The organism is Caballeronia sp. LZ032 (genome assembly GCF_031451315.1).
Taxonomy (GTDB): domain Bacteria; phylum Pseudomonadota; class Gammaproteobacteria; order Burkholderiales; family Burkholderiaceae; genus Caballeronia.
The window spans coordinates 257503-279748 of record NZ_JARUXP010000001.1; the positions used below are offsets into that span (position 1 = coordinate 257503).

Here is a 22246-nt window from a genome sequence, read left to right on the forward strand (position 1 = left end):
TCATGCTGCGCACGTGATGCGGTCACATGCGGAAGTGTTCGCCGAGGTACACGCGCCGCACGTTCTCGTTCTCGATGATCTCGCTCGGCGCACCGGCCGCGAGCACGCTGCCGTCGCTGATGATATACGCGTGATCGCAGATGCCGAGCGTTTCGCGGACGTTGTGGTCCGTAATCAGCACGCCGATGTTGCGCTGCTTCAGGAACTTCACGATCTTCTGGATTTCCAGCACGGCGATCGGATCGACGCCCGCGAACGGCTCGTCGAGCAGAATGAAGCTCGGATTGGTCGCAAGTGCGCGCGCAATTTCCACGCGCCGGCGTTCGCCGCCCGACAGCGACAGCGCCGGGTTCTCGCGCAAATGCGCGATCTGCAGTTCGTCGAGCAGGGCTTCGGCGCGCTGCGAGATGGCGTCCTTGGACAGGCGCTTGCCGGACTCGTCGGTCTGCAGCTCGAGCACCGCACGAATGTTCTGCTCGACCGTGAGCTTGCGGAACACCGATGCTTCCTGAGGCAGATACGACAGGCCAAGATGGGCGCGCTGGTGAATGGGCAGCAGGCTGATCGAGTTGCCGTCGAGGTCGATTTCGCCGGCGTCGAGCGGCACCAGGCCGACGATCATATAGAACGAAGTCGTCTTGCCCGCGCCGTTCGGCCCGAGCAGGCCGACCACTTCGCCGCTCTTGACGTCGAGTGACACGTCCTTGACGACGGTGCGCGAGCCGTAGCGCTTCTTCAGATTGCGGACGACGAGCGAACTCGACTGGCCTTCCGGCTGACGGTGGGGCATGGCGGGCGCGTTCACTGCTGCGGCGTTCCTTGAATGGTGTTCGACGGCGTCAGCGTGGCCGGCGGGCCGTTCAGCGGCGCGGCGCCGCCGGAGCGCGGCGCGAGCATGGCGCGCACGCGGCCGCTCGGATTGCCGGGTCCCGCGACGTCCTTGCCGGCGCTCGCCGTGTAGAAGTCCTTCTGGCCGTCATAGGTGATGACGCTGCCGTGCACCTCGTCCTGTACGTTCGTCAGGCCTTGCAGGCGGCGCACGGTGGCGCGCGTCGTGAGTTTCGTGAAATCGTTCTTGCCGTCGTAATCGATGCGCACCGCGTTGCCGTCGATGTACTCGTTCACGCCGTCGCGCTTCTGGCGGAAGTACGAAAGATTGTTGCCCGTGGAGGTGCCGGTGGCGTACTGATACCCCTGCGGATCCTGCGTGACCTCGACGCGGTCGGCCTTGATGACGATCGTCCCTTTGGTCGCGACGACGTGGCCGGTGAAGATGTTCTTCTGGTTGAGGTCGTCATACGACATGTTGTCCGCTTCGATGTTGAGCGGCTTGTCCTGGTCGGCCTTTTCCGCGTGCGCGGGCGCTGCCGTCAACGCGATCAAGGACGCGAGGGCGGCGCTCAGCACGGCGCCCGGGAGTCGCGGGAAACGCGAGAAGGGGCGCACGATGCTGCGCGCGTGCGTGGCGCGCGCGGGGCCGCCATCAGGACGGGGGAACCTTTCGTTCATGCAGTCACAATTCGGATGGGAGTGCCGGGTCACTTGGAAGCGCCGCCCTTGATGTCCGAGGCGGCGATCGAGCCGCGCACGTTGCCGAAGAGCTTCATTTCCCGGGTCACGTTGTTGTAGTTCATGCCATCGGCCGTCATTACGGACGGGCCGCGCTGAAGTCTAACCGGTTTTTCCGTTTCGATGACATCGTCGTTCACCAGCACGCGAAAATGCTGCGAATCCGCCTGCATCTGCGGATCTCCGTAACCAGCGGCGCGCAAGATGCGGGCATTGTCATAGAGATTGACGACCGAGACGTCGCCGTTCACCGTGCCGCGCTGCGCGGTGGCCGTGACCGTCGGCTTCTGCGGCTGGAACATGCGCAGCGCGGGCAGCGTCAGGTCGCTGATTTCGTCGTCTTCATAGTGAACCATCGACTTCGCCGTCAGACGATATTGCGTCGAGCCGGTGGCGTCGAGTTCGGAGACCGAGAAGTTGTTCGCGAAATAATCGGGTGTATGGCGCTTCGGCTGTTCCGGCGCTTGCGCCGCCGGCGGCAGCGTGGCCTGCAACAGCCAGTACGTGACACCCGCGAGCGCGGCCATCGCGAGGAGCGGCAGCAGCGAGGCGAGTTTTCCTGGGCGCTGCATGACGTCAGCCCCCGAGCGCCGCGGCGAGCAGGTCGTCGTAGCGGTGTTGCGCGCGCAGGATGGCATCGCAGACTTCGCGCACCGCGCCATGGCCGCCGCGCGACTGCGCAACCCAATGCACGCGCTGGATCACGTCCGGATGCGCGTTCGCCGGCGCGGCTGCGAAGCCGCAGCGGCGCATCACCGCGAGATCCGGCCAGTCGTCGCCCATGTAGCCGCAGTCGCCCGCCGGGATGCCGGTCTTCTCGAGCAGTTCAGCGAGCGCGACGGTCTTGTCCGCCACGCCCTGATACAGATGCGTGATGCCCAGTTCCTTCGCGCGCGCCGCGACGATGCCGGACTGGCGTCCCGTGATGATCGCCGTCTGCACGCCGACCGACTGCAGCATCTTCACGCCGTGGCCGTCGAGCGAATTGAACGACTTCATCGCGTCGCCCTCGGCGGTGAAGTAAAGACTGCCGTCAGTGAAGACGCCGTCGACGTCGAACACCATCAGACGGAGGCGGCTGGCGCGCTCGGCGGCGCTTGCGCCGGCCGACGGCATGGAAGACGGCTGCTGCGCCATCAGATCACCTTCTTGGAAAAGAGGTCGTGCATGTTCAGTGCGCCGATCAGCGTCGCATCGGCGTCGACGACCAGCATCTGATTGATGCGATAACGCTCCATCAGTTCCACGGCCTCGACCGCGAGATGATCCGGCGCGATGGTCTGCGGGTTACGGGTCATGACATCGGCGATGCGCAGCGAACGGAAATCGCCGTCGCGTTGCAGGATGCGGCGCAGGTCGCCGTCCGTGAAGATGCCGTGCACGCGCTGCGCGCCGTCGATCACGGCGGTCATGCCCATGCGCTTGTCCGTGATCTGGAACAGCGCGTCCGAAACGGTTGCATCGAGCGAGACCCGGGGCACTTCGTCGCCGGTGCGCATGACGTCGCGCACATAGGTCAGCAGCCGCCGGCCGAGTGCGCCGCCCGGATGCGAGCGCGCGAAGTCCTCGGGGCCGAAGCCGCGCGCGTCGAGCACGGCGACGGCGAGCGCGTCGCCGAGCGCCATCGCGGCGGTGGTGCTGGCGGTGGGCGCGAGATTCATCGGGCACGCTTCCTTGTCGACGCGTGCGTTGAGATGCATGTCCGCCAGTTGCGCGAGACTCGATTCGGGACGGCCGGTGATGGCGATCAGTTTTGCGCCAAGACGCTTGATGAGCGGCAGAATGGCAACGAGTTCTTCCGTTTCGCCGGAGTTCGACAGCGCGATGAAGATGTCGTCGGCGGTGACCATGCCGAGGTCGCCGTGGCTGGCTTCGGCCGGATGCACGAAGAAGGCGGGGGTGCCGGTGCTGGCGAGCGTCGCGGCGAACTTGCGCGCGACATGGCCCGACTTGCCGATGCCCGACACGACCACGCGGCCGCGGCAGCCGAGCAGGACTTCGACCGCGTTGATGAAGTTTTCGTCGAGAAGAGGAGAGAGGCCGCGAACGGCGTCGGCTTCGATCTGAATTACATCGCGAGCCAGCGCCAGCGCCCGGTCGCCATTGATTTTCGCTATCATGCGCGGAGTATAGCAAAGGCGATTCTCTGCCGCGCCGCCCGGCGCGCCGCGCGCCGCCGCCTATCCGCCCCCGCGAGTCCGGCCGTCCCGGGCTCTTCCAAGACGCCGCAGCGCAAGGTCGCACGCGCTGCCGCACACTGCCGAACGAGGACGCTAGACGGATGATTTCTCCGCTCGAAATGACGTTGCTGTTGCTGCTGTGTTCAGTGGCGGGCGTCGTGGTATTTCGCTATTTCAACCTGCCGCCGATGCTCGGCTATCTGACGGTCGGCATCATCGTGGGCCCGCACGCGGCGGGTATCGCGCCGGATACGGACCGCGCGCAGCACCTCGCCGAATTCGGCGTCGTGTTCCTGATGTTCTCCATCGGGCTCGAGTTTTCATTGTCGAAATTGCGCTCGATGCGGCGCATCGTGTTCGGCCTCGGCGCGAGCCAGGTCGGGGCCACCATCGCGCTGGCCATGATCTTCGGCTGGATCGCGCATTTCTGGATCGAGATGTCGTGGGAGGCGAGCTTCGCGCTGGGCGGCGCGCTGTCGATGTCGTCCACGGCGATCGTCAGCAAGCTGCTCGCCGAGCGGCTCGAACTCGAATCGGAGCACGGCCGCAACATCTTCGGCGTGCTGCTGTTCCAGGATCTGGCCGTGGTGCCGCTGCTCATCATCATCGCGGCGCTCGGCAACGGTAACTCGTCCCAGCTGGCGATGTGGCTGGGCATCGCGGCGGTGAAGATCGTCGTTGCGCTGACCGTGCTGCTGTTCATCGGCCAGAAGTTCATGACGCGCTGGTTCGACCTGGTCGCGCGGCGCCGCTCGCAAGAGCTGTTCATGCTGAACCTGTTGCTGGTGACGCTCGGCGCGGCCTTCATCACCGACAAGTTCGGGCTGTCGCTCGCGCTGGGCGCGTTCATCGCCGGGATGCTGATCGCCGAGACGCCGTACCGGCATCAGGTGGAAGAAGACATCAAGCCGTTCCGCGACGTGCTGCTGGGCCTGTTCTTCGTGACCACCGGCATGCTGCTGAACCCGCGCGTGATCTGGGAGCATCCGTTCCTGGTGCTCGGCTTCTTCGTCGTGCCGATCCTGCTCAAGGCCGTGATGATCACTGCGCTGTCGCGCGCGTTCGGCGCGCCGCAGGGCGTCGCGATGCGCACGGGTCTCGGTCTGGCGCAGGCGGGCGAATTCGGCTTCGTTCTGCTGAACCTGATCCTGGATTCGCATCTGGTCGACTCCACCATCCTCCAGGCGATCCTCGCCGCGATGCTGCTGTCCATGCTCGCCGCGCCGTTCATCATCCAGAACGCCGACCGCATCGTGCTGCGGCTGTCATCGACGGAGTGGATGCTGCAATCGTTGCAGATGACCAAGATCGCGACGCAGAGCCTCAAGCAGAGCGGCCACGTGATCATCTGCGGCTACGGCCGGGCCGGGCAGAATCTCGCGCGCATGCTGGAGCAGGAAGGCATCTCGTACGTGGCGCTGGACCTGGATCCGGACCGTGTGGCGGCGGCCGCGGCGGCGGGCGAATCGGTCGTGTTCGGCGACGCCGGGCGGCGCGAGTCGCTGCTGGCGGCGGGTCTGCATCGTGCTGCGACGGTGGCGATCACGTATGCGAACACGCCGTCGGCGATGCGCGTGCTGCACAACATCCATGAGCTCGCGCCGACCTTGCCGGTGATCGTGCGCACCGTCGACGACGCCGATCTCGAGAAGCTCACGGCCGCGGGCGCGACTGAGGTGATTCCGGAGATCGTGGAGGGCAGCCTGATGCTGGCGTCGCACACGCTGGTGCTGATGGGCGTGCCGATGCGGCGCGTGGTGCGGCGCGTCGAGGAAATGCGCGACGCGCGCTACAGCCTGCTGCGCGGCTACTTTCACGGCGCCGACGATGCCGACGACGACGATGGCCACGAGCAGGTCCGGCTACAATCCGTACCGATCGACGCAAAGTCGGAGGCGGTCGGCCATTCGCTCGACGATCTGGGGCTGGTCGGCCGCGGGGTCGAGGTGACCGCGATCCGGCGCCACGGCATCCGGGGTGTCGCGCCCGATCCCGAAACCAAGTTGCGCGCCAATGACATCGTCGTGCTGCGCGGCCTGCCCGAAAAGCTGGCACAGGCCGAGGAACGGCTCTCGCGACATCGCCGGGCGGCGTAATTTCCTTTTGTTGTTCCTTTCTGTCACGGGCGAGCGCGGCCTCACGGCGCGAACACCGGAGAAACCATGTCCATTTCCTCTTCGAACGCCGAGCGCGACGCCGCGCGTTTCATCAAGGAGCGCGTGCGCACTGTCGAGAACTGGCCGCAGGCCGGCGTGCAGTTCCGCGACATCACGCCCGTGCTGCAGGACCGCCGCGCGCTGCGTACGCTGATCGACCTGTTCGTGCAGCGCTATATCGACGAGGACATCAATGTCATTGCCGGCATGGACGCGCGCGGTTTCATCATCGGGCCAATCCTGGCGTACGAGCTGAGCCTCGGCTTCGTGCCGATCCGCAAGCAAGGCAAGCTGCCGTACCGGACGCTGTCGCAGTCGTACGAGCTCGAGTATGGCCGCGCGACCGTCGAGATCCACGAGGACGCCTGCAAGCCGGGCGACCGCGTCGTGATCGTGGACGATCTGGTTGCCACCGGCGGCACGATGATGGCCGGCAAGATCCTGCTGGAACGGCTCGGCGCCGAAGTGGTCGAGGCGGCAGCGATCATCGATCTGCCGGACTTGGGCGGCTCGAAGCTCCTGCGCGACAACGGCGTGCCGCTCTACACCGTGTGCGAGTTCGGGGGACACTGACATGCCCCACTTCCTGCTGTTTCTCGCGGCCTCGGTGGCGATCACCGTTGCGCCGGGACCGGACAACCTGCAAGTGCTCGCGCGCGGCATCTCGCAGGGACGGCTCGCCGGAGTGGTCGCCGCGCTGGGCTTCGCCTGCGGCGTGCTGTTCCACACGACACTCGCGGCGCTCGGCGTCGCCGCGCTGCTGCGCTCGTCGCCGCTCGCGTTCCAGGCCGTCAAGCTCGCGGGCGCGGCGTATCTGGTGTGGATCGGCATCAAGGCGTTGCGCAGCCATGGTCTCGCCAACGCGCATGCACGTCCGCGCCAGCCGCTTGCAACGGTCTTCCGCCAGAGCGTGATCGGCAATCTGCTGAATCCGAAGGTCACACTGTTCTTCATCGTGTTCCTGCCGCAGTTCGTCGATCCGCACGGCGCGCAAAGCGTGATGCTGCAAATGTTCGAACTCGGCGGCGTGTTCATGCTGCAGACGGTGGTCGTGTTCTCGCTGTTCGGCATCGGCGCGGGCCTGATCGGCGCGTGGCTGGCGCGCCGGCCGCGCGTCGGCGTGTGGCTCGACCGCCTCGCCGGCGTGACCTTCATCGCGCTCGGCATTCGCGTCGCGCTGCGCGACTGACCCGCTTATTTCTCGCTCATGACCCTGCCCGCCATCCACGCGGCGCGCCGTTTCGACGCCGCCGCGCACGCTCCATTCCTTATCGGCGCTGAACGAGTCGGCTGGATCCGCCATGCCGATGTCGCCGCGCTGCGCCGCTGGCCCGAAGTCTTCCAGTTCGACGCCGCCTCGGTACGCCTGCAACCCACGCTCGCCGATGTGAATTCACGCAGCGCGGCGCTCGGCGCGGTGATCGGCGCGCTGTACGCCGAAGGCAAGATTCCCGGATGGCGCGACGAAACCTACGCGATCCGCAATGACTTCGACGCCGCGCCGCTCGCGTTCATCGAACGCGCGGCGTCGCGCTTCTTCGGCACGATGACCTACGCGGTGCATCTGAACGGCATCGTAAAATGCGCGGACCGCGCGCCGGAACTGTGGATCGCGCGCCGCAGCGACACCAAGGCGACCGATCCCGGCATGCTCGATAACGTCGTCGCGGGCGGCATCGGCTGGGGGCTCGGTCTGATGCCGACGCTCGTGAAGGAATGCTGGGAAGAAGCCGGCATGAGCGCGAAACTCGCCCAGACGGCCGAGCCCGGCCGCACGCTGCACGTGCTGCAATCCCTGCCCGAGGGCACGCAGGCCGAACAGATCTTCGTCTACGACCTCTTGCTGCCGCCCGATTTCGCGCCGCGCAACCAGGACGGCGAAGTCGGCGAACACCGGCTCGCGCGCATCGGCGAAGTCGCGCGCTGGATAGAAGAGGGCGCGTTCACGGTCGATGCCAGTCTCGCCACGCTGGATTGCATGCTGCGCCGCCAGTGGATCGACGAGGACGCGTGCGAGGGCATCGCCGCGCTGTTCGCGCCGCCCGCCGCAGACCGCGCGCAGTGAACATCAAGAATCCAATGAACGAGGACAGGTCATGTCGACCGAACATAGCTTTTATCTGAAACTGTCGTGCCCGGATCGTCCGGGAATCGTCCATGCCGTGTCAGGCTTCCTGTTCAATCTCGGCGCCAATATCCTCGACTCCGCGCAGTTCGGCGACAGCCGCACCGGCGAATTCTTCATGCGCGTGCATTTCCAGGAAGTCGGCGGCGATCCGGGCATCGACGCGCTGCGCACCTCCTTCAGCACGCTTGCCGACGAGTTCGGCATGCGCTGGGAGCTGCATGACGCGTCGGTGAAGCCGCGCGTGGTCATCATGGTGTCGAAGATCGGCCACTGCCTGAATGACCTGCTGTTCCGCTATCGCACCGGCCAGCTGCAGATCGAGATTCCGGCGATCGTGTCCAATCACAAGGATTTCTATCAGCTCGCGGCGAGCTACGACATTCCGTTCCATCATCTGCCGCTGCTGAAATCGACGCCCGAAGGCAAGGCGGCGCAGGAAAAGCGCGTGCTGGAAATTGTCGAGCAGCACAACACCGATCTCGTCGTGCTCGCGCGCTACATGCAGATTCTTTCGCCCGAACTGTGCGACCAGCTCGCCGGCCGCGCGATCAACATCCATCACTCGTTCCTGCCGAGCTTCAAGGGCGCGAAGCCGTATTACCAGGCGTTCGACCGCGGCGTGAAGCTGATTGGCGCGACCGCGCACTACGTGACGTCGGATCTCGACGAAGGCCCGATCATCGAGCAGGAAGTGGAGCGCGTGGACCACAACATGACGCCGGAGCAACTGACGGCGATCGGCCGCGACGTCGAATGCGTGACGCTCGCGCGCGCGGTGAAGTGGCATGCGGAGCATCGCATCCTGCTCAACGGACACAAGACGGTCGTGTTCCGCTGATTCGTCCTCAGCCTCAGAAAGCACAACGCCCGCAAGAGTCAAGTCTTGCGGGCGTTGTCTCTTTCAGGCTCGGGTATTACACGAGCCGCAGGTAGATCAGTTCGCGCTTGATGTAGCCGTAGAAGATCGGCGCGGCGATCACGCCTGGAATACCGAAGGCGGCTTCCATCGCGAGCATGGCAAGCAGCAGTTCCCACGCGCGCGCCTCGATCTGGCCGCCGATGATGCGCGCATTCAGGAAGTATTCGAGCTTGTGGATCAGGATCAGGAACGCGAGCGACGCCACCGCCGTGCCGAACGACACCGACAGCGAAATACCGACGATGATCGTGTTCGAGATCAGATTGCCGATCACCGGCAGCAGGCCGACGATGAAGGTGAGCAGGACGAGGGTTTTGGACAGCGGCAGCCGTTCATGGAACAGCGGCAGCGCGACCAGCAGGTACAACGCGGTGAAGACGGCGTTGATCGCCGAGATCTTGATCTGGGCGAAGACGATGCGGCGGAAGGCGTCGGAGAAGCGCGACACGCGTGCGACGAGCGCGGTGGACAGCGGCAGCCGATGATGCGTGGTGCGCGGCGCGCTAACCGCGATGATCGCCCCGACGATCATGCCGATCACGATATGCCCGAAGCCGCGCGCCATTTCCTTGCCGCCCTGCTGGAGCATTTCGGCGTGCTTGTGCATCAGCTCGGTGGCCTTGTCCTTCATCTGCCCGGCATCGACCGGAAGGTAGTTCGCGAGCCAGTCCGGCACCGAAAGACGCGCGCTCGACGTGATGCTCATCAACTGGTCGAGCAGTTTTTGCAGGCTCGGGAAATCGTGCTCGAAATGCTGGATGGTGGCCATGGTCGCGCCGGTCAGCGCGCCGACGATGATCGCCGAGATCAGACCGACCGCGATCAGGCGCGCGCCGCGGCTCACGACATGACGCTCGATCACCGGCGCGATCATGTGAACCAGCTGGAACACCAGCATGCCCGCGAGCAGCCCGCCGAGCAGTTGCAGCTTGAGTGTAAAAAACAGTGCCGCGAGCGCCAGCAGATAGCTGCCGATTTCGACCGCCGACAGCTTCGGCAAACTCATGTCGCTCGTCAGCCTGACGTGGCGCGTGGGCAGGTCCCGGACCCGCGCTTCCTCGTTGGCCGCTTCGTTGCGCTTCGCCATGACTGCGTTCCTTATCCCCTGCTGCTTACGACGGTTGTCCGCGCCGCGGCGTGCGCGGCTGATTCGACGGCCTGTTGCGCGAGCGGCGCGGCCCCCGGCGCCGTGGCCCGGGGGCGAAACTCACGCCGCCGATCTGGGCCGTTGCAGCAAAGGTGCCAGGTACCTGCCGGTAAAACTCGCCTTCGACTTCGCGACCTGCTCGGGCGTCCCCTGGGCGATGATCTGCCCGCCGCCCGCGCCGCCTTCCGGACCGAGGTCGATGACCCAGTCGGCGGTTTTGATCACGTCGAGATTATGCTCGATGATGACCACCGTGTTGCCCTGATCTCGCAAGCGGTGGATCACTTCGAGCAGCAGCGCGATGTCATGAAAGTGCAATCCTGTCGTGGGTTCGTCGAGGATATACAGCGTCCGACCGGTGTCGCGCTTGCTCAGTTCCAGCGAAAGCTTGACGCGCTGGGCCTCGCCGCCCGACAGCGTGGTCGCCGACTGGCCCAGCCGGATATAGCCGAGACCGACATCGAGCAGCGTCTTCAGCTTGCGCGCGACCACCGGCACCGCCTTGAAGAACTCGTGCGCCGCTTCCACGGTCAGGTCCAGCACCTCGTGGATGTTCTTGCCCTTGTACTGGACTTCCAGCGTCTCGCGGTTGTAGCGCTTGCCGTGGCAGACGTCGCAGGGCACGTAGACATCGGGCAGGAAGTGCATTTCCACCTTCAGCACGCCGTCGCCCTGACAGGCTTCGCAGCGTCCGCCCTTGACGTTGAACGAGAAACGGCCGGGATCGTAGCCGCGCTCCTTGGCCGCCGGCACGCTCGCGAACAGTTCGCGGATCGGCGTGAACAGGCCCGTGTAGGTGGCGGGATTCGAACGCGGCGTGCGGCCGATCGGGGATTGATCGACGGCGATCACCTTGTCGAAATGCTCGAGACCTTCGATCGATTCGTACGGCGCCGGCTCCGTCGCCGAACCGTACAGATGCTGCGCCACCGCATGCTGGAGCGTGTCGTTGATGAGCGTGGACTTGCCCGAGCCCGACACGCCGGTCACGCAGGTCAAAAGACCCACGGGCAGATCCAGCGTCACGCGTTTCAGATTGTTGCCATGCGCCTCGACGATGCGCAGCCGCCGTTCGTCCGGCACGGCGCGCTCGGCCGGATAGCCGATCGTCCGTTTGCCGGAGAGATACTGGCCGGTGATCGAGTTCGGATCCTTCTGCACCTGGATGGGCGTGCCCTGCGCGACCACCACGCCGCCGTGCACGCCGGCACCCGGTCCCATGTCGACGACGTAGTCCGCCATGCGGATCATGTCCTCGTCGTGCTCGACGACGATCACCGAATTACCGATGTCGCGCAGATGCTTGAGCGTATGGATGAGGCGGTCGTTGTCGCGCTGATGCAGCCCGATGGACGGCTCGTCGAGCACGTACATCACGCCGGTCAGTCCCGAGCCGATCTGCGAGGCCAGCCGGATGCGCTGGGCTTCGCCGCCGGACAGCGTTTCCGCGCTGCGCTCCAGCGACAGGTAATCCAGCCCGACGTTGTTCAGGAACGAAAGCCGCGCGACGATCTCCTTGACCACCTTGTCCGCGATCTCGCCCTTTGCGCCTTCGAGGCGCAGCGTCTGGAAATAGCCGAGCGTGTCGCGCAGCGGCCAGCCGCTGATTTCGTAGATGCCGCGCGCCTGATCGTCGGCGCCGACCTTGACGAAGCGCGCCTCGCGGCGCAGCCGGGTGCCGTCGCAGGCCGGGCAGGGCTGGTTGTTCTGGTACTTGGCGAGCTCCTCGCGCACGGCGGCCGAATCCGTCTCGCGGTAACGCCGCTCGAGGTTCGGGATGATGCCCTCGAACGCATGCTCGCGCACCGAGGCGCGCCCGCGTTCGTTGATGTACGAGAACGGAATCGACTGCTTGCCCGACCCGTACAGCAGGATCTTGCGCACTTTCTCGGGCAGATCCTCGAAGGGCGCGTCGATGTCGAACTCATAGAACGCCGCGAGACTCTGCAGCATCTGGAAGTAGAACTGGTTGCGCCGGTCCCAGCCCTTCACGGCCCCCGCCGCCAGCGACAGCGACGGATGCGCGACCACCCGCTTCGGATCGAAGAAGGTGATCTGGCCGAGGCCGTCGCATTCGGGGCACGCGCCCATCGGGTTGTTGAAGGAGAAGAGACGCGGTTCGAGTTCCGGCAGCGAGTACGAGCAGATCGGGCACGCGAATTTCGAGCTGAAGAGTTTCTCCTTCTCGGTGTCCATTTCGAGCGCGATGGCGCGGCCATCGGCCAGGCGCAGCGCGGTCTCGAACGATTCCGCGAGCCGCTGCTTCATGTCCGGCCGCACCTTCAGGCGGTCGATGACGACGTCGATGGTGTGCTTGTCGGTCTTCTTGAGCTTCGGCAGCGAATCGACTTCATAGATCTTCGCAACGCCTTCGTTCGCGGTGCCGCCGCCGGAGCGGATCCGGAAGCGGATGAAGCCCTGCGCCTGCATTTCCTCGAACAGCTCGACGTGCTCGCCCTTGCGGTCCGCCACGACGGGCGCGAGGATCATCAGCTTGGTTTCCTCGGGCAGCGCGAGCGCGGCGTCGACCATTTGCGAGACGCTTTGCGCTTCGAGCGGAATCAGGTGATCCGGGCAATACGGCGTGCCGACCCGCGCGTACAGCAGACGCAGGTAATCGTGGATTTCCGTGACCGTGCCGACCGTGGAGCGGGGATTGTGCGACGTTGCCTTCTGTTCGATGGAAATGGCGGGTGACAGACCTTCGATCAGATCGACGTCCGGCTTTTCCATCAGTTGCAGGAATTGCCGGGCGTAGGCCGACAGGCTCTCCACGTAGCGCCGCTGGCCTTCCGCGTAGAGCGTGTCGAACGCCAGCGACGACTTGCCGGACCCGGACAGCCCGGTGATCACGATCAGCTTGTGGCGCGGCAAGTCGAGACTGACATTCTTCAAATTGTGGGTGCGGGCCCCACGAATGCGAATTTCTTCCACGAGTATGTTCCGGGGTTCTTCGAGTGGTCCAGCAGCGGGTTCAACGATCTCCGGCGGCCCGGGGCAGGCATGCGGGCAAGCCCTGGAGGACAAGCTGCGCAGGCGGCGCCGAGCGGAAAGAGAGGGGGGCCAAACCTGCTACTATAACGACTTTTGACGGGCGCGGCCCGGGCTCCCGGAGTGGGAAACTCGGGGAAAAGCCCCCGCCGGAAGCCCGCCAGCAGGCCAGGCAGACCAAGCAGGCCGGCGCGGGGATCTGCCGGACTGCAGCGCTGTTCAGCGCCCGCGACGGCAAGCAAAGCAAGCAATGCATTCCATATAGTGCCGTTTCAAGCAAGAACAAGGCGGCCATGCGTGGCCGCGCCCCGGGCCAAGCCAGACCCGACTCCTCACCTTTCCGTTCCTGATGTCCAATCCGTCTGCCACGTCCACACGTCTCTCCGCGCCGGAGCTGCGCGCGACCGTGTCGCTCGCCGCCATCTTCGCGCTGCGCATGCTCGGACTCTTCATGATCATGCCGGTGTTTTCGATCTACGCGAAAACCATCCCCGGCGGCGACAACGTGCTGCTCGTCGGCATTGCGCTCGGCGCCTACGGCGTCACCCAGTCGATGCTCTACATCTTCTACGGCTGGGTCTCCGACAAGCTCGGCCGCAAGCCGGTCATCGCCTTCGGGCTGCTGGTGTTCGCGCTCGGCAGCTTCGTCGCGGCGGTGGGGCATTCGATGGCCTGGATCATCGCGGGACGGGTGATCCAGGGGATGGGCGCGGTGTCGTCGGCGGTGATCGCCTTCATTGCGGACCTCACGCATGAAGAGAACCGCACCAAGGCCATGGCGATGGTCGGCGGCAGCATCGGCGTGTCGTTCGCGGTGGCGATCGTCGGCGCGCCGATCGTGTTCCAGTGGGTCGGCATGAGCGGGTTGTTCACGGTGATCGGCGCGCTGTCGATTGTCGCGGTCGGCGTGGTGCTGTGGATCGTGCCCGATCCGCCCGCGCACCCCGTCCACGTCAAGGCGCCGTTCGCGGAAGTGCTGCACAACGTCGAACTGCTGCGCCTCAACTTCGGCGTGCTGGTGCTGCACGCCACGCAGACCGCGCTGTTCCTGGTGGTGCCGCGCATTCTCGAAGCAGGCGGGCTGCCGGTCGCGTCGCACTGGAAAATCTACCTGCCGGTGATGGGGCTCGCCTTCGTCATGATGGTGCCCGCGATCATCGTCGCCGAGAAACGTGGAAAAATGAAAGCCGTCATGCTGAGCGCGATCAGTCTTATCCTGATCGGCCAATTGTTATTGGGCGTGGCTCCGCATACGCTGTGGTCAGTGGCCGCCATTCTGTTCGTGTACTTCCTCGGCTTCAACGTGCTGGAGGCCTCGCAGCCGTCGCTGGTGTCGAAGCTCGCGCCCGGCACGAGGAAGGGCGCGGCAGCAGGCGTGTACAACACCACGCAGTCCATCGGGCTCGCGCTGGGCGGCGTCATCGGCGGCTGGCTGCTGAAGCTGGACGGGCCGAGCGCGGTGTTCTTCGCGTGTTCCGCGCTGGTGTGCGCCTGGCTGCTGGTGGCGGCCTGGATGAAGCCGCCGCCGCGCCGGAACCAGCAGGCGGCCTGAGCGCAGTAACGTATCGAAGAATCATCGAATCTGGCCGGCGCGCGGCAACCGGATCCGCCTGAAGCGGAATTGCCCGGTGCAGTGCGCGGCCGACAGCAAGCAAGGTATCTACCGGAGAAATCATGGCATCAGTCAACAAGGTCATTCTCGTAGGCAATCTGGGCGCCGACCCCGAAACCCGCTACCTCCCGAGCGGCGACGCCGTGGCCAACATCCGTCTCGCCACGACGGATCGCTACAAGGACAAGACATCCGGCGAGTTCAAGGAATTGACGGAATGGCACCGCGTCGCGTTCTTCGGCCGGCTGGCGGAAATCGTCAACGAGTATCTGAAGAAGGGCTCATCGGTGTATATCGAAGGGCGCATCCGCACGCGCAAGTGGACCGATCAGGCGGGCCAGGAGCGCTATTCGACCGAGATCGTCGCCGACCAGATGCAGATGCTCGGCGGACGCGGCGGCGCGGGTGGCGGTGACGACGGCGGCTACAGCCGCAGCGCGCCGGCAGAACGCTCCGGTGGTGGTGGTGGTGGCGGCGGACGTGCGCCTGCGGGCGGCCGCGCGGGCGGCGCCGGTGGCGGTGGCGGTGGCGCGGGCCGTTCGGGTGCGCCGGCCGGCGGCGGCTTCGACGACATGGACGACGACATCCCCTTCTGACATCGCGTCGCCCATCTGCAAAAACAAACCCCGCCTGGTGCGGGGTTTTCTTTTTTAAACGCCGCTTCGCGCAAGCCGCAATGCGCCGCGGATACACGCGGTATGGCCGTTACCTGACGAATTCGCTTGAGAAATGGCAAGTCATTCGCTTGAGAAATGGCAAGTCGCCAGGGCGCGGCTTTTTGTTTTTTTGCGCCGTCTTCTGAATTTAGGCCGGACTTCTCCCTTTTTTTATCGGGCCGTATTAATCTGTAACTCGTCGACGATCACGCGACACACATTGCGCCAATAGCGGAAAGTAAATGCGGTCAATCGGAATAATCTGATGGTCGTTGGGATATCCGCACTCTATCTTGAAAGCTGACACGCTGAAAGAACCGAAGAAATAGACATGCATGCTCTCAATGCGGCTATTCAGCGCTGTTTGCATGAAGAGCCGTGGCTAATAGTTTTTTTAACAGGCAATGACTTCGGATTGATTCCGAAAATCAGGTAAGGCATTGACTTTGATGCAATTCAAAAGCTCGTTCAGACATGAGCCGTTAATCAGATAAACAGTATGAGGGCCCTTTGAAACTTCGCGTAATGCTGGCCGACGATCATCCCTTCGTCCTTGTCGGGATGAAAGCGTTGCTTGATTCAGACGAGGCAATCGAAGTCGTCGGTCAGGCGAATAACGCGAGCACCTTATTGGCTGAACTCAAGCGTGTCGCGTGCGACGTGCTCGTCACCGACTTCGCCATGCCGGAACACGGCGCGGATGCCAAGGACGGGCTTCGTCTCATCCGCACCGTGCGGGACGACTTTCCGCAAGTCAATGTCGTCGTGCTGACGAGCGTCACGAACGTCGCCATTCTGCGTTCCATCCTGAACGCCGGCGCGATGGGCCTCGTGAACAAGGCCGAGCCTATCGAATACGTGGCGAGCGCCGTGCGTCATGCAAGCGTCGAACGGCGCTATGTGAGCGCCTCGTTTGCGGCGTCGCTTGCGGAAGCGGGAGCCGAGACGGACTTCCCTTCCGAAACCTTGCCGCTTTCGCCGCGGGAAATCGAAGTCGTGCGCCTGTTCGCGCAAGGTCATTCGATCACCGAGATCGCCCGGGAACTCGACCGCGACGTCCGCACGATCAGCCGGCAGAAGCGCGACGCCATGAACAAGCTCGGCGTGCGCAATGATCCCGGCCTGTTTGCCTTCGTGCGCGCACGCGGTTTGAACTGACCGCGCGGCTTTTCCGTTCGGCCTTCCCGTTCGGCCTTTCTGTTCGGCTCTCCCCCTGGAGGTTCAGATGCACTACTCCTATCACAATGCTCCGGCATCTGATGCAGGAATCCCGGCGCGTGCAGCGGAGGCGGACCTGCGCGATGCAAGGACGTCGGTCGCGAAGCATTTCGCGGAAGAAGCGCAGGTGTTCGCGCATGGCGGCCGCATCCGTCTCGCGATTGCAGACGACCATCCGCTCGTCATTCTCGCGGTCGAGCGGCTTGCCGGGCAATTCCCCAACGTGGAGGTGATGAGCCGCAACGCGAATTCCACCCAGCTCGACGAGTCGCTCGCACGCACCCGCTGCGACGTGGCGATCGTCGACTTCTACATGCCAGGGGGACGCTTTGGCGAGGGCGTCGAAATGATCCGGCATCTGGCGCAGCGCTATCCGGCGGTGCATCTCGTCGTCCTGTCGCGCAACGGCGACGCGGCGCTCGTCAAGCAGGCGCTGGAGGCCGGCGCGCACGCCTTCCTCAGCAAGGAAGACCGGCTCGACCTCATCTACCTGGCCATCGTGTCGGTCCTGGCCAACGAGACCTATCTCGGGCCCACGATCCGTCGCATGCTGACGCTCGCCGATACCGGGAAGCAGGCGCGCTTCATCCGGCAGCGCCTGACGAACCGCGAGCTCGACGTGATCGAGCGCTATGCGCGCGGCGCGAACATCACCGAGATCGCGAGAGATCTGGAGCGCAGCGTGAAGACGATCAGTGCGCAGAAATGCGCGGCCATGCGCAAACTGGATCTGTCTTCCGACGCCGCGCTGTTCCGCTTCATCGCGGACAGCGGCCTGATCTGAAGTCCGGCGCGCCTGAGTGACGCGCGCCGGGACAGGCATTCGTCCTCAAGGCGTGCGCCGGAGGTCCTCAAAATATCGCTGGAAACTATGGGAATCACCACGCCGATCCGAGCGATCGTTGCGGACGACCATCCGGTCGTCGTGAAGGGCGTTCAGGCATTTCTCGAACGGGATGGGCGATTCGAAGTCGTCGCGACCGCACATGACACGCAGGAGCTGGCGGAGCGGCTGGACGCAACGCCATGCGACTACGTGCTCTCGGACCTCGGCATGCGCGGGATCGCGGGGGAGAGCAATGCCATCGGATTCCTGAAACATCTCTTCTGGCAGAAAGCACGGCCGAAAGTCATCGTGATGACCATGATTTCGCAACCACGCATGCTGGCAGGACTCCTCCATCTCGGCGTGGACGGCGTGGTCGACAAACGGGACGGGCTGCCGTGCCTGAGTCTGGCCATCGCGACGGCCGCGACGGGAAAGCGCTTTCTGTCGCCGGGCATCGAAGCCGCGCTGCGCGGCGTGCCGGTCGCCGCGCCCGCCCGCGCGGGCGTGCTGAGCTGCCGCGAATGGGAGGTCTTCCAGCTGGTTGCGCGCGGGCTGCTGGTACACGAAATCGCCGCACATTCGGGACGCAGCCGCAAAACCATCGCGACTCAGAAACGCAGCGGCATGCGCAAGCTCGGGCTGGAATCCGAAGCGGACCTCACCGCGTTTCTCCGTCAGGTGGGACTGGTCTGAATCCTTGAACAATGCATGCGCGGCGCATGCCGCACATCATTTGGGAGGGTTCTGATTCGGTGCATGGCGAATAGCCGTCAGACTAGAAGGGCATTGTTCCGACGCCGCGCCAACATCGAGCATCGGCGGGAAAAGTGCCTGGCCGTGGCGTGAACCAGCCGGCCTGTTTGAGAGAGGATTGAATTGAGAGTGCCGTCAGTGTCGTTTGCCCGTTGTTTGGTGCTCCTGTGTTCATTGATGCCGCTGGCCAGCCATGCCGCGGACGCCGGCCTGAGCATCACCGACCTGCGTCTGTTGCCCATGCTCATCGGCGTCGTGGCGGTGTTTTTCGTGACATTGCGTGCGCTCATCCTCCTGCAACGGGAAATGGCGAAGCGAATCGAAACCGAGCAGCGGCTCGGCACCCAGCTCAGCTTCCAGCAAACCATGATGGAAGTCGTGCCGTACCCGCTCGTCGTGAAGGACATGGAGAACCGCTACATCGCGGTGAACCGCGCTTTCGAGCAGGCCCTGGGCGTGCGGCGCGGAGACATTCTCGGTCACACCAGCCTGGAAGTCGCGGCGTGGGGACATGAACAAAGCAAGGTGCTGCATGAACTCACCAGCACCACGCTCGCCACGGGCCAGCGTCAGGAACTCGAGGCCCAGTTTTGCGACAACCTGAAGAATCCGCGCTGCGGCCTGTTCTGGGCGGGCGCCTTCGCGGCGTCGAACGGCGAATGGGCCGGCGTGATCGGCACCATGATCGACATCACGGACATCCGCAACGCCGAAACGCGCGCGCGGCAGACCGAGCGGCGCCTGCATGACGTCACGCGTTCGCTGCCGGCCGTCGTGTTCCAGCTGCGGCGCGCGAGCCGGGGCAAATACAGTCTTCCGTATATCGACGGCGACACGCGGCAACTGCTCGGTCTGGACGTCGCGGTGCTGGCCGACGAGCCCATTCACGCACTGACCCACGTGCATGCGGAAGACAGTGCGCGCCTGCTCGAGGAAATCGAGATGTCGGCGCGTACGCTCGAACCGCTGCATACCGAGTTCCGGTCCACCGTGCAGGGCGTCACGCGCTGGATTCGCGCCGACCTCGTCGCGCACCGCGAGGAAGACGGCGCGGTGGTGTGGAGCGGCTATTGGGCCGATGCCAGCGTGGAGCATGCGCGGGCCGAGGAGCTCGCGCGGGCGCGTGATATTGCCGAAGCGGCCTCGCGTGCGAAGGACGACTTCCTGGCCATGATGAGCCACGAAATCCGCACGCCGATGAACGGCGTGCTGGGGCTCGTAGAGGTGCTGGAAAACACGCCGATGAATTCGGACCAGTCGCAGATGCTCGGCATGATCCAGGACTCGGCGAGCGCGCTCCTGCACATTCTCGACGACCTGCTCGACTACTCGAAGATCGAAGCGGGACGCCTGTCGATCGAATCCACGCCCATCGACCTGCGCGAGCTCGTGGACAGCGCGGTCGGCCTGCTTGCCACCCGTGCGCATGAGAAAGGCTTGCGGGTGCGCGTGGACGTCGCGCCGGAGGTGGCGGCCATCGTCCGCGGCGACAGCGTGCGTCTGCGGCAGATTCTCTTCAACCTGATGAGCAACGCCATCAAGTTCACGATCAAGGGCGATGTCTCGCTGCATGTGTACACGGTCGAGCAGCGCGAGACGGAGCAGGTGATCGAGTTGTGCGTGAAGGACACCGGCATCGGCATTGCAGCCGAAGCGCAGGAAAGCCTGTTCGAGCCGTTCGTGCAGGCCGAGACTTCCACCACGCGGCGTTTCGGCGGAACCGGGCTCGGGCTCACCATCTGTAACCGGCTGGTCGAACTCATGGGCGGCACGATGACGCTCAAGAGCGCGGTCGGCGTGGGCACGGCCATGACGGTGCGCCTCGCCATGCCGGTCGACACCCGGCAGTATCAGGTAGGAGGGCTGCGCGGCAAGCGCGGGATCGTGGCCATCGACGACGACCGGCTGGCACAGGCGCTCCTCAACTATGGCCAGGCGCTCGGCCTGCAGTTGCAACGGCGTGCGCCGGCGGAACTCGTGGCGTCCGGGTTCGAGGCGTGCAGGAACACGGACATCGTCTTCCTCAGCGACGCGCACAGAACGGCCATGCCCCTGGGCGCCTGCGTGATCCACCTCACCGAGAAGCCCAAGCCCACCGGCTACCGCATTCTCGACGACGACATTCGCGTGAGCGTGAACCCCATCTCCTGGCACGGGCTCGGCGCGGCTTGTGTGGCGGCCTTCACGGGCATGCCGCAAGTCGCCGTGCGCGCCCAGGCGCATGCCGCTCACGCCGTGTTCGGCGGCGTGTCGAAGATGGCGGCCCCGGACCGCGCGGATGCGCTGCGCAGCGGCAAGCTCGTGCTCGTGGCCGAAGATCATCCGGTCAATCAGGAATTGATCCGGCATCAACTGGCGTTACTGGGTTTCGCCTGCGACGTCGTGCATGACGGGGTGGAAGCCTTTGCGGCGCTCGCGGACACGCGCTATGGCTTCCTCATCACGGATTGCCACATGCCGAACATGACGGGCTACGAACTGGCGCGACGGGTTCGGTCGGCAGAGCGCGAGACGGCTTATCGCCTGCCTATCCTCGGCATCACGGCGAGCACCGCGCCCGACGAGTTGCGACGCTGTCGTGAAGCCGGCATGGACGACTGCCTCGTGAAGCCCACGCGGCTGGCCACGCTGCGTGAGCATCTGAATCGCTGGCGCGTGTCGGGCACCGTGATCACCGAGACACAGACGCTCGCGCCACCGAGCCGCGGCTTCCCGCTGGAGGACAAGGATGAACTGGATCTTGCCGCCATGGCGCAGGTATGGGGCAGCGAAGTCACCGTACGAGCGCTGCTCGATGCATTCGCTTCCTCATTCCGCGAAGATCTGCTCGCGCTGCGCAAGCTGCTGTTTCACGGCACGGTGGATGAACTGCGCGACTGGCATCATCGGGTTGTCGGCGCCGCCAGCGTATTGCAGTATCGGCCGCTGCTCGATGCGCTCGAAGTGTTCCGTCGCGACCTGCCTGTGCAGTCGGCCGAAATTCGTCAACGGGAAGGCCTTGCATTGATCGAACGATGCGAGCAACTCGTCGAGCGCATTCATACGCAGGGCGCAGCGCTGATCTGACGGTTCCGGTCCGCAACAGGCGCTGATGCTCAGGGACCGGACGGCAACACCTCGTCGCGCTTTTCACCCGATGCTTCATGGCTGCGAAAGTAGTCCAGCGCGAAATCGACGAAAGAACGTGTCTTGGCCGAAACGTGACGACGCCCGGGATAAACAATCGACACTTCCTTGTCGGCTTCCCTGATTGCGTAGTCCGGCAACAGGCGCAGCAGCGAACCGTCGCGCATGTCCTGTTTGACATGGCTCTCCGGCAGCACGGCGATGCCCATGCCGAACAGCGCCGCTTGTCGCAGCATGGTCATGCTGTTCACCGTGTAGGTAGGATCGAGCGCGACATTTTCCACTGCGCCCGAAGGGCCGGAAAACGACCAGGTCGAGCCGTGAATGTCCGCGGACGGCGCAAGGAACGCGTGCCGGCTCAACGCGGCCGGCCGGTCCGGAACGCCGGCCCTGCTCAGATAAGCCGGCGAAGCCACCAGCGTTGCGCCGATCCTGAACAACGGCCGGTTGATCAGCATGCCGCTATTGACCTGGTGCGCGGTCACGATGCCGACATCGAAACCTTCGGCGACGAGATCCACCGGACGATGCAGCAGGGTGAGCCGAAGCTTCACGCCCGGAAAGCGGTCGTGAAAATGTCCGAGCATCGGTGTGAGACCGAGCAGGGCGAACGAGGCCGATGCCACGAGCTTCAGCGTGCCCGACAGATCGGCGGAACTGTTCGTTACCGAAGCCTCGACGCCTTCCACCTGCTCGATAACCGCGCGGCATCCTTCCGCGTAGAGACGGCCAGCCTCGGTCAAGGACACGCTGCGCGTGGTCCGGTTCAACAGGCGCGTATTCAGATGCGTTTCCAGTAATGAAACATAACGGGTGACCACGGCATTGGAGAGATCCAGCGCGGCGGCGGCGCGTCCGAACGATTCGGTTTCCGCGACCTTCGAGAAAACGCGCATGGCGTGGAGAAGATTCATGACAGGAAGAGCAAGCGGTCGAACGCGGAACGAATGTCGAATCAACGA

19 protein-coding genes are annotated in these 22246 nt (G+C 64.6%); 11 read left to right on the forward strand and 8 right to left on the reverse strand.

Annotated features, from left to right (window positions below; translation table 11 throughout):
• Window positions 1-22: 22 nt before the first annotated feature.
• From lptB to kdsD, 5 genes are read right to left on the reverse strand one after another with little or no spacing between them, the layout of a single operon-like run.
• The gene (gene lptB, locus QCE69_RS01255) at window positions 23-790 is read right to left on the reverse strand and encodes an LPS export ABC transporter ATP-binding protein (RefSeq protein WP_309807133.1); all 768 of its coding nucleotides are present in this window, start codon (window positions 788-790) and stop codon (window positions 23-25) included.
• Between the two features lie 11 nt (window positions 791-801).
• Window positions 802-1509, reverse strand: a complete 708-nt coding sequence (gene lptA / locus QCE69_RS01260) for a lipopolysaccharide transport periplasmic protein LptA (RefSeq protein ID WP_309913549.1) — start codon at window positions 1507-1509, stop codon at window positions 802-804.
• A gap of 29 nt (window positions 1510-1538) precedes the next feature.
• On the reverse strand, window positions 1539-2141 hold the full coding sequence (gene lptC, locus QCE69_RS01265; RefSeq protein WP_309929030.1) for an LPS export ABC transporter periplasmic protein LptC: 603 nt from the start codon (window positions 2139-2141) through the stop codon (window positions 1539-1541).
• 4 nt (window positions 2142-2145) lie between these two features.
• Entirely contained in the window at window positions 2146-2685 is a 540-nt protein-coding gene (locus QCE69_RS01270; protein WP_309919534.1) for an HAD family hydrolase, read from the reverse strand.
• 20 nt (window positions 2686-2705) lie between these two features.
• A complete protein-coding gene (kdsD, locus tag QCE69_RS01275; RefSeq protein WP_309913555.1) occupies window positions 2706-3689 on the reverse strand; it encodes an arabinose 5-phosphate isomerase KdsD in 984 nt (327 codons plus the stop codon).
• A gap of 161 nt (window positions 3690-3850) precedes the next feature.
• Here kdsD and QCE69_RS01280 point away from each other — a divergent pair, with 161 nt between their 5' ends.
• From QCE69_RS01280 to purU, 5 genes are all read left to right on the forward strand, one after another.
• Window positions 3851-5845: a cation:proton antiporter gene (locus QCE69_RS01280; protein ID WP_309929033.1), complete on the forward strand. Its 1995-nt coding sequence runs from the start codon at window positions 3851-3853 to the stop codon at window positions 5843-5845.
• A 66-nt stretch (window positions 5846-5911) separates the two neighbouring features.
• Complete coding sequence (locus QCE69_RS01285; protein ID WP_309807138.1) at window positions 5912-6478, forward strand: adenine phosphoribosyltransferase; 567 nt, start codon at window positions 5912-5914, stop codon at window positions 6476-6478.
• Window position 6479: 1 nt separating this feature from the next.
• A complete protein-coding gene (locus QCE69_RS01290; protein ID WP_309913558.1) occupies window positions 6480-7094 on the forward strand; it encodes a LysE family translocator in 615 nt (204 codons plus the stop codon).
• Between the two features lie 18 nt (window positions 7095-7112).
• Window positions 7113-7970 carry a DUF4743 domain-containing protein gene (locus QCE69_RS01295; RefSeq protein ID WP_309929036.1) on the forward strand — a complete coding sequence of 286 codons (858 nt, stop codon included), beginning with the start codon at window positions 7113-7115 and terminating at the stop codon, window positions 7968-7970.
• A gap of 31 nt (window positions 7971-8001) precedes the next feature.
• A complete protein-coding gene (gene purU, locus QCE69_RS01300; protein WP_309913564.1) occupies window positions 8002-8871 on the forward strand; it encodes a formyltetrahydrofolate deformylase in 870 nt (289 codons plus the stop codon).
• A 76-nt stretch (window positions 8872-8947) separates the two neighbouring features.
• On the opposite strand, the gene QCE69_RS01305 is transcribed toward purU, so the two are convergent.
• Entirely contained in the window at window positions 8948-10039 is a 1092-nt protein-coding gene (locus QCE69_RS01305) for a hypothetical protein (protein WP_309807142.1), read from the reverse strand.
• Window positions 10040-10159: 120 nt separating this feature from the next.
• Entirely contained in the window at window positions 10160-13033 is a 2874-nt protein-coding gene (uvrA, locus tag QCE69_RS01310) for an excinuclease ABC subunit UvrA (RefSeq protein WP_309929038.1), read from the reverse strand.
• A gap of 406 nt (window positions 13034-13439) precedes the next feature.
• Between uvrA and QCE69_RS01315 the strand changes: the two genes are divergently transcribed.
• The 6 genes from QCE69_RS01315 (at window position 13440) to QCE69_RS01340 (ending at window position 21224) form a co-directional block, all read left to right on the forward strand.
• Window positions 13440-14642, forward strand: coding sequence for an MFS transporter (locus QCE69_RS01315; protein WP_309929041.1), 1203 nt, complete (start codon window positions 13440-13442; stop codon window positions 14640-14642).
• Between the two features lie 122 nt (window positions 14643-14764).
• The gene (locus tag QCE69_RS01320; RefSeq protein ID WP_309929043.1) at window positions 14765-15298 is read left to right on the forward strand and encodes a single-stranded DNA-binding protein; all 534 of its coding nucleotides are present in this window, start codon (window positions 14765-14767) and stop codon (window positions 15296-15298) included.
• A 570-nt stretch (window positions 15299-15868) separates the two neighbouring features.
• A complete protein-coding gene (locus tag QCE69_RS01325; protein WP_309899011.1) occupies window positions 15869-16516 on the forward strand; it encodes a response regulator transcription factor in 648 nt (215 codons plus the stop codon).
• 67 nt (window positions 16517-16583) lie between these two features.
• Window positions 16584-17360 carry a response regulator transcription factor gene (locus tag QCE69_RS01330; protein ID WP_309913575.1) on the forward strand — a complete coding sequence of 259 codons (777 nt, stop codon included), beginning with the start codon at window positions 16584-16586 and terminating at the stop codon, window positions 17358-17360.
• A gap of 87 nt (window positions 17361-17447) precedes the next feature.
• Window positions 17448-18098, forward strand: coding sequence for a response regulator transcription factor (locus tag QCE69_RS01335; RefSeq protein ID WP_309913578.1), 651 nt, complete (start codon window positions 17448-17450; stop codon window positions 18096-18098).
• Between the two features lie 237 nt (window positions 18099-18335).
• Complete coding sequence (locus QCE69_RS01340; protein WP_309929045.1) at window positions 18336-21224, forward strand: ATP-binding protein; 2889 nt, start codon at window positions 18336-18338, stop codon at window positions 21222-21224.
• Window positions 21225-21253: 29 nt separating this feature from the next.
• On the opposite strand, the gene QCE69_RS01345 is transcribed toward QCE69_RS01340, so the two are convergent.
• Window positions 21254-22198, reverse strand: a complete 945-nt coding sequence (locus QCE69_RS01345; RefSeq protein ID WP_309913584.1) for a LysR family transcriptional regulator — start codon at window positions 22196-22198, stop codon at window positions 21254-21256.
• Between the last annotated feature and the right edge of the window lie 48 nt (window positions 22199-22246).

What these genes read in the sequence shown, in the direction of transcription:
- QCE69_RS01270 (WP_309919534.1), bottom strand. Translation starts at nt 2,685, where the DNA reads ATGCCGTCGGCCGGCGCAAGCGCCGCCGAGCGCGCCAGCCGCCTCCGT.
- kdsD (WP_309913555.1), bottom strand. Translation starts at nt 3,689, where the DNA reads ATGATAGCGAAAATCAATGGCGACCGGGCGCTGGCGCTGGCTCGCGAT.
- QCE69_RS01295 (WP_309929036.1), top strand. Translation starts at nt 7,113, where the DNA reads ATGACCCTGCCCGCCATCCACGCGGCGCGCCGTTTCGACGCCGCCGCG.
- lptA (WP_309913549.1), bottom strand. Translation starts at nt 1,509, where the DNA reads ATGAACGAAAGGTTCCCCCGTCCTGATGGCGGCCCCGCGCGCGCCACG.
- lptC (WP_309929030.1), bottom strand. Translation starts at nt 2,141, where the DNA reads ATGCAGCGCCCAGGAAAACTCGCCTCGCTGCTGCCGCTCCTCGCGATG.
- purU (WP_309913564.1), top strand. Translation starts at nt 8,002, where the DNA reads ATGTCGACCGAACATAGCTTTTATCTGAAACTGTCGTGCCCGGATCGT.
- QCE69_RS01280 (WP_309929033.1), top strand. Translation starts at nt 3,851, where the DNA reads ATGATTTCTCCGCTCGAAATGACGTTGCTGTTGCTGCTGTGTTCAGTG.
- QCE69_RS01320 (WP_309929043.1), top strand. Translation starts at nt 14,765, where the DNA reads ATGGCATCAGTCAACAAGGTCATTCTCGTAGGCAATCTGGGCGCCGAC.
- QCE69_RS01345 (WP_309913584.1), bottom strand. Translation starts at nt 22,198, where the DNA reads ATGAATCTTCTCCACGCCATGCGCGTTTTCTCGAAGGTCGCGGAAACC.
- QCE69_RS01315 (WP_309929041.1), top strand. Translation starts at nt 13,440, where the DNA reads ATGTCCAATCCGTCTGCCACGTCCACACGTCTCTCCGCGCCGGAGCTG.
- QCE69_RS01335 (WP_309913578.1), top strand. Translation starts at nt 17,448, where the DNA reads ATGGGAATCACCACGCCGATCCGAGCGATCGTTGCGGACGACCATCCG.
- QCE69_RS01340 (WP_309929045.1), top strand. Translation starts at nt 18,336, where the DNA reads ATGCCGCTGGCCAGCCATGCCGCGGACGCCGGCCTGAGCATCACCGAC.
- QCE69_RS01305 (WP_309807142.1), bottom strand. Translation starts at nt 10,039, where the DNA reads ATGGCGAAGCGCAACGAAGCGGCCAACGAGGAAGCGCGGGTCCGGGAC.
- QCE69_RS01290 (WP_309913558.1), top strand. Translation starts at nt 6,480, where the DNA reads ATGCCCCACTTCCTGCTGTTTCTCGCGGCCTCGGTGGCGATCACCGTT.
- QCE69_RS01285 (WP_309807138.1), top strand. Translation starts at nt 5,912, where the DNA reads ATGTCCATTTCCTCTTCGAACGCCGAGCGCGACGCCGCGCGTTTCATC.
- QCE69_RS01330 (WP_309913575.1), top strand. Translation starts at nt 16,584, where the DNA reads ATGCACTACTCCTATCACAATGCTCCGGCATCTGATGCAGGAATCCCG.
- lptB (WP_309807133.1), bottom strand. Translation starts at nt 790, where the DNA reads ATGCCCCACCGTCAGCCGGAAGGCCAGTCGAGTTCGCTCGTCGTCCGC.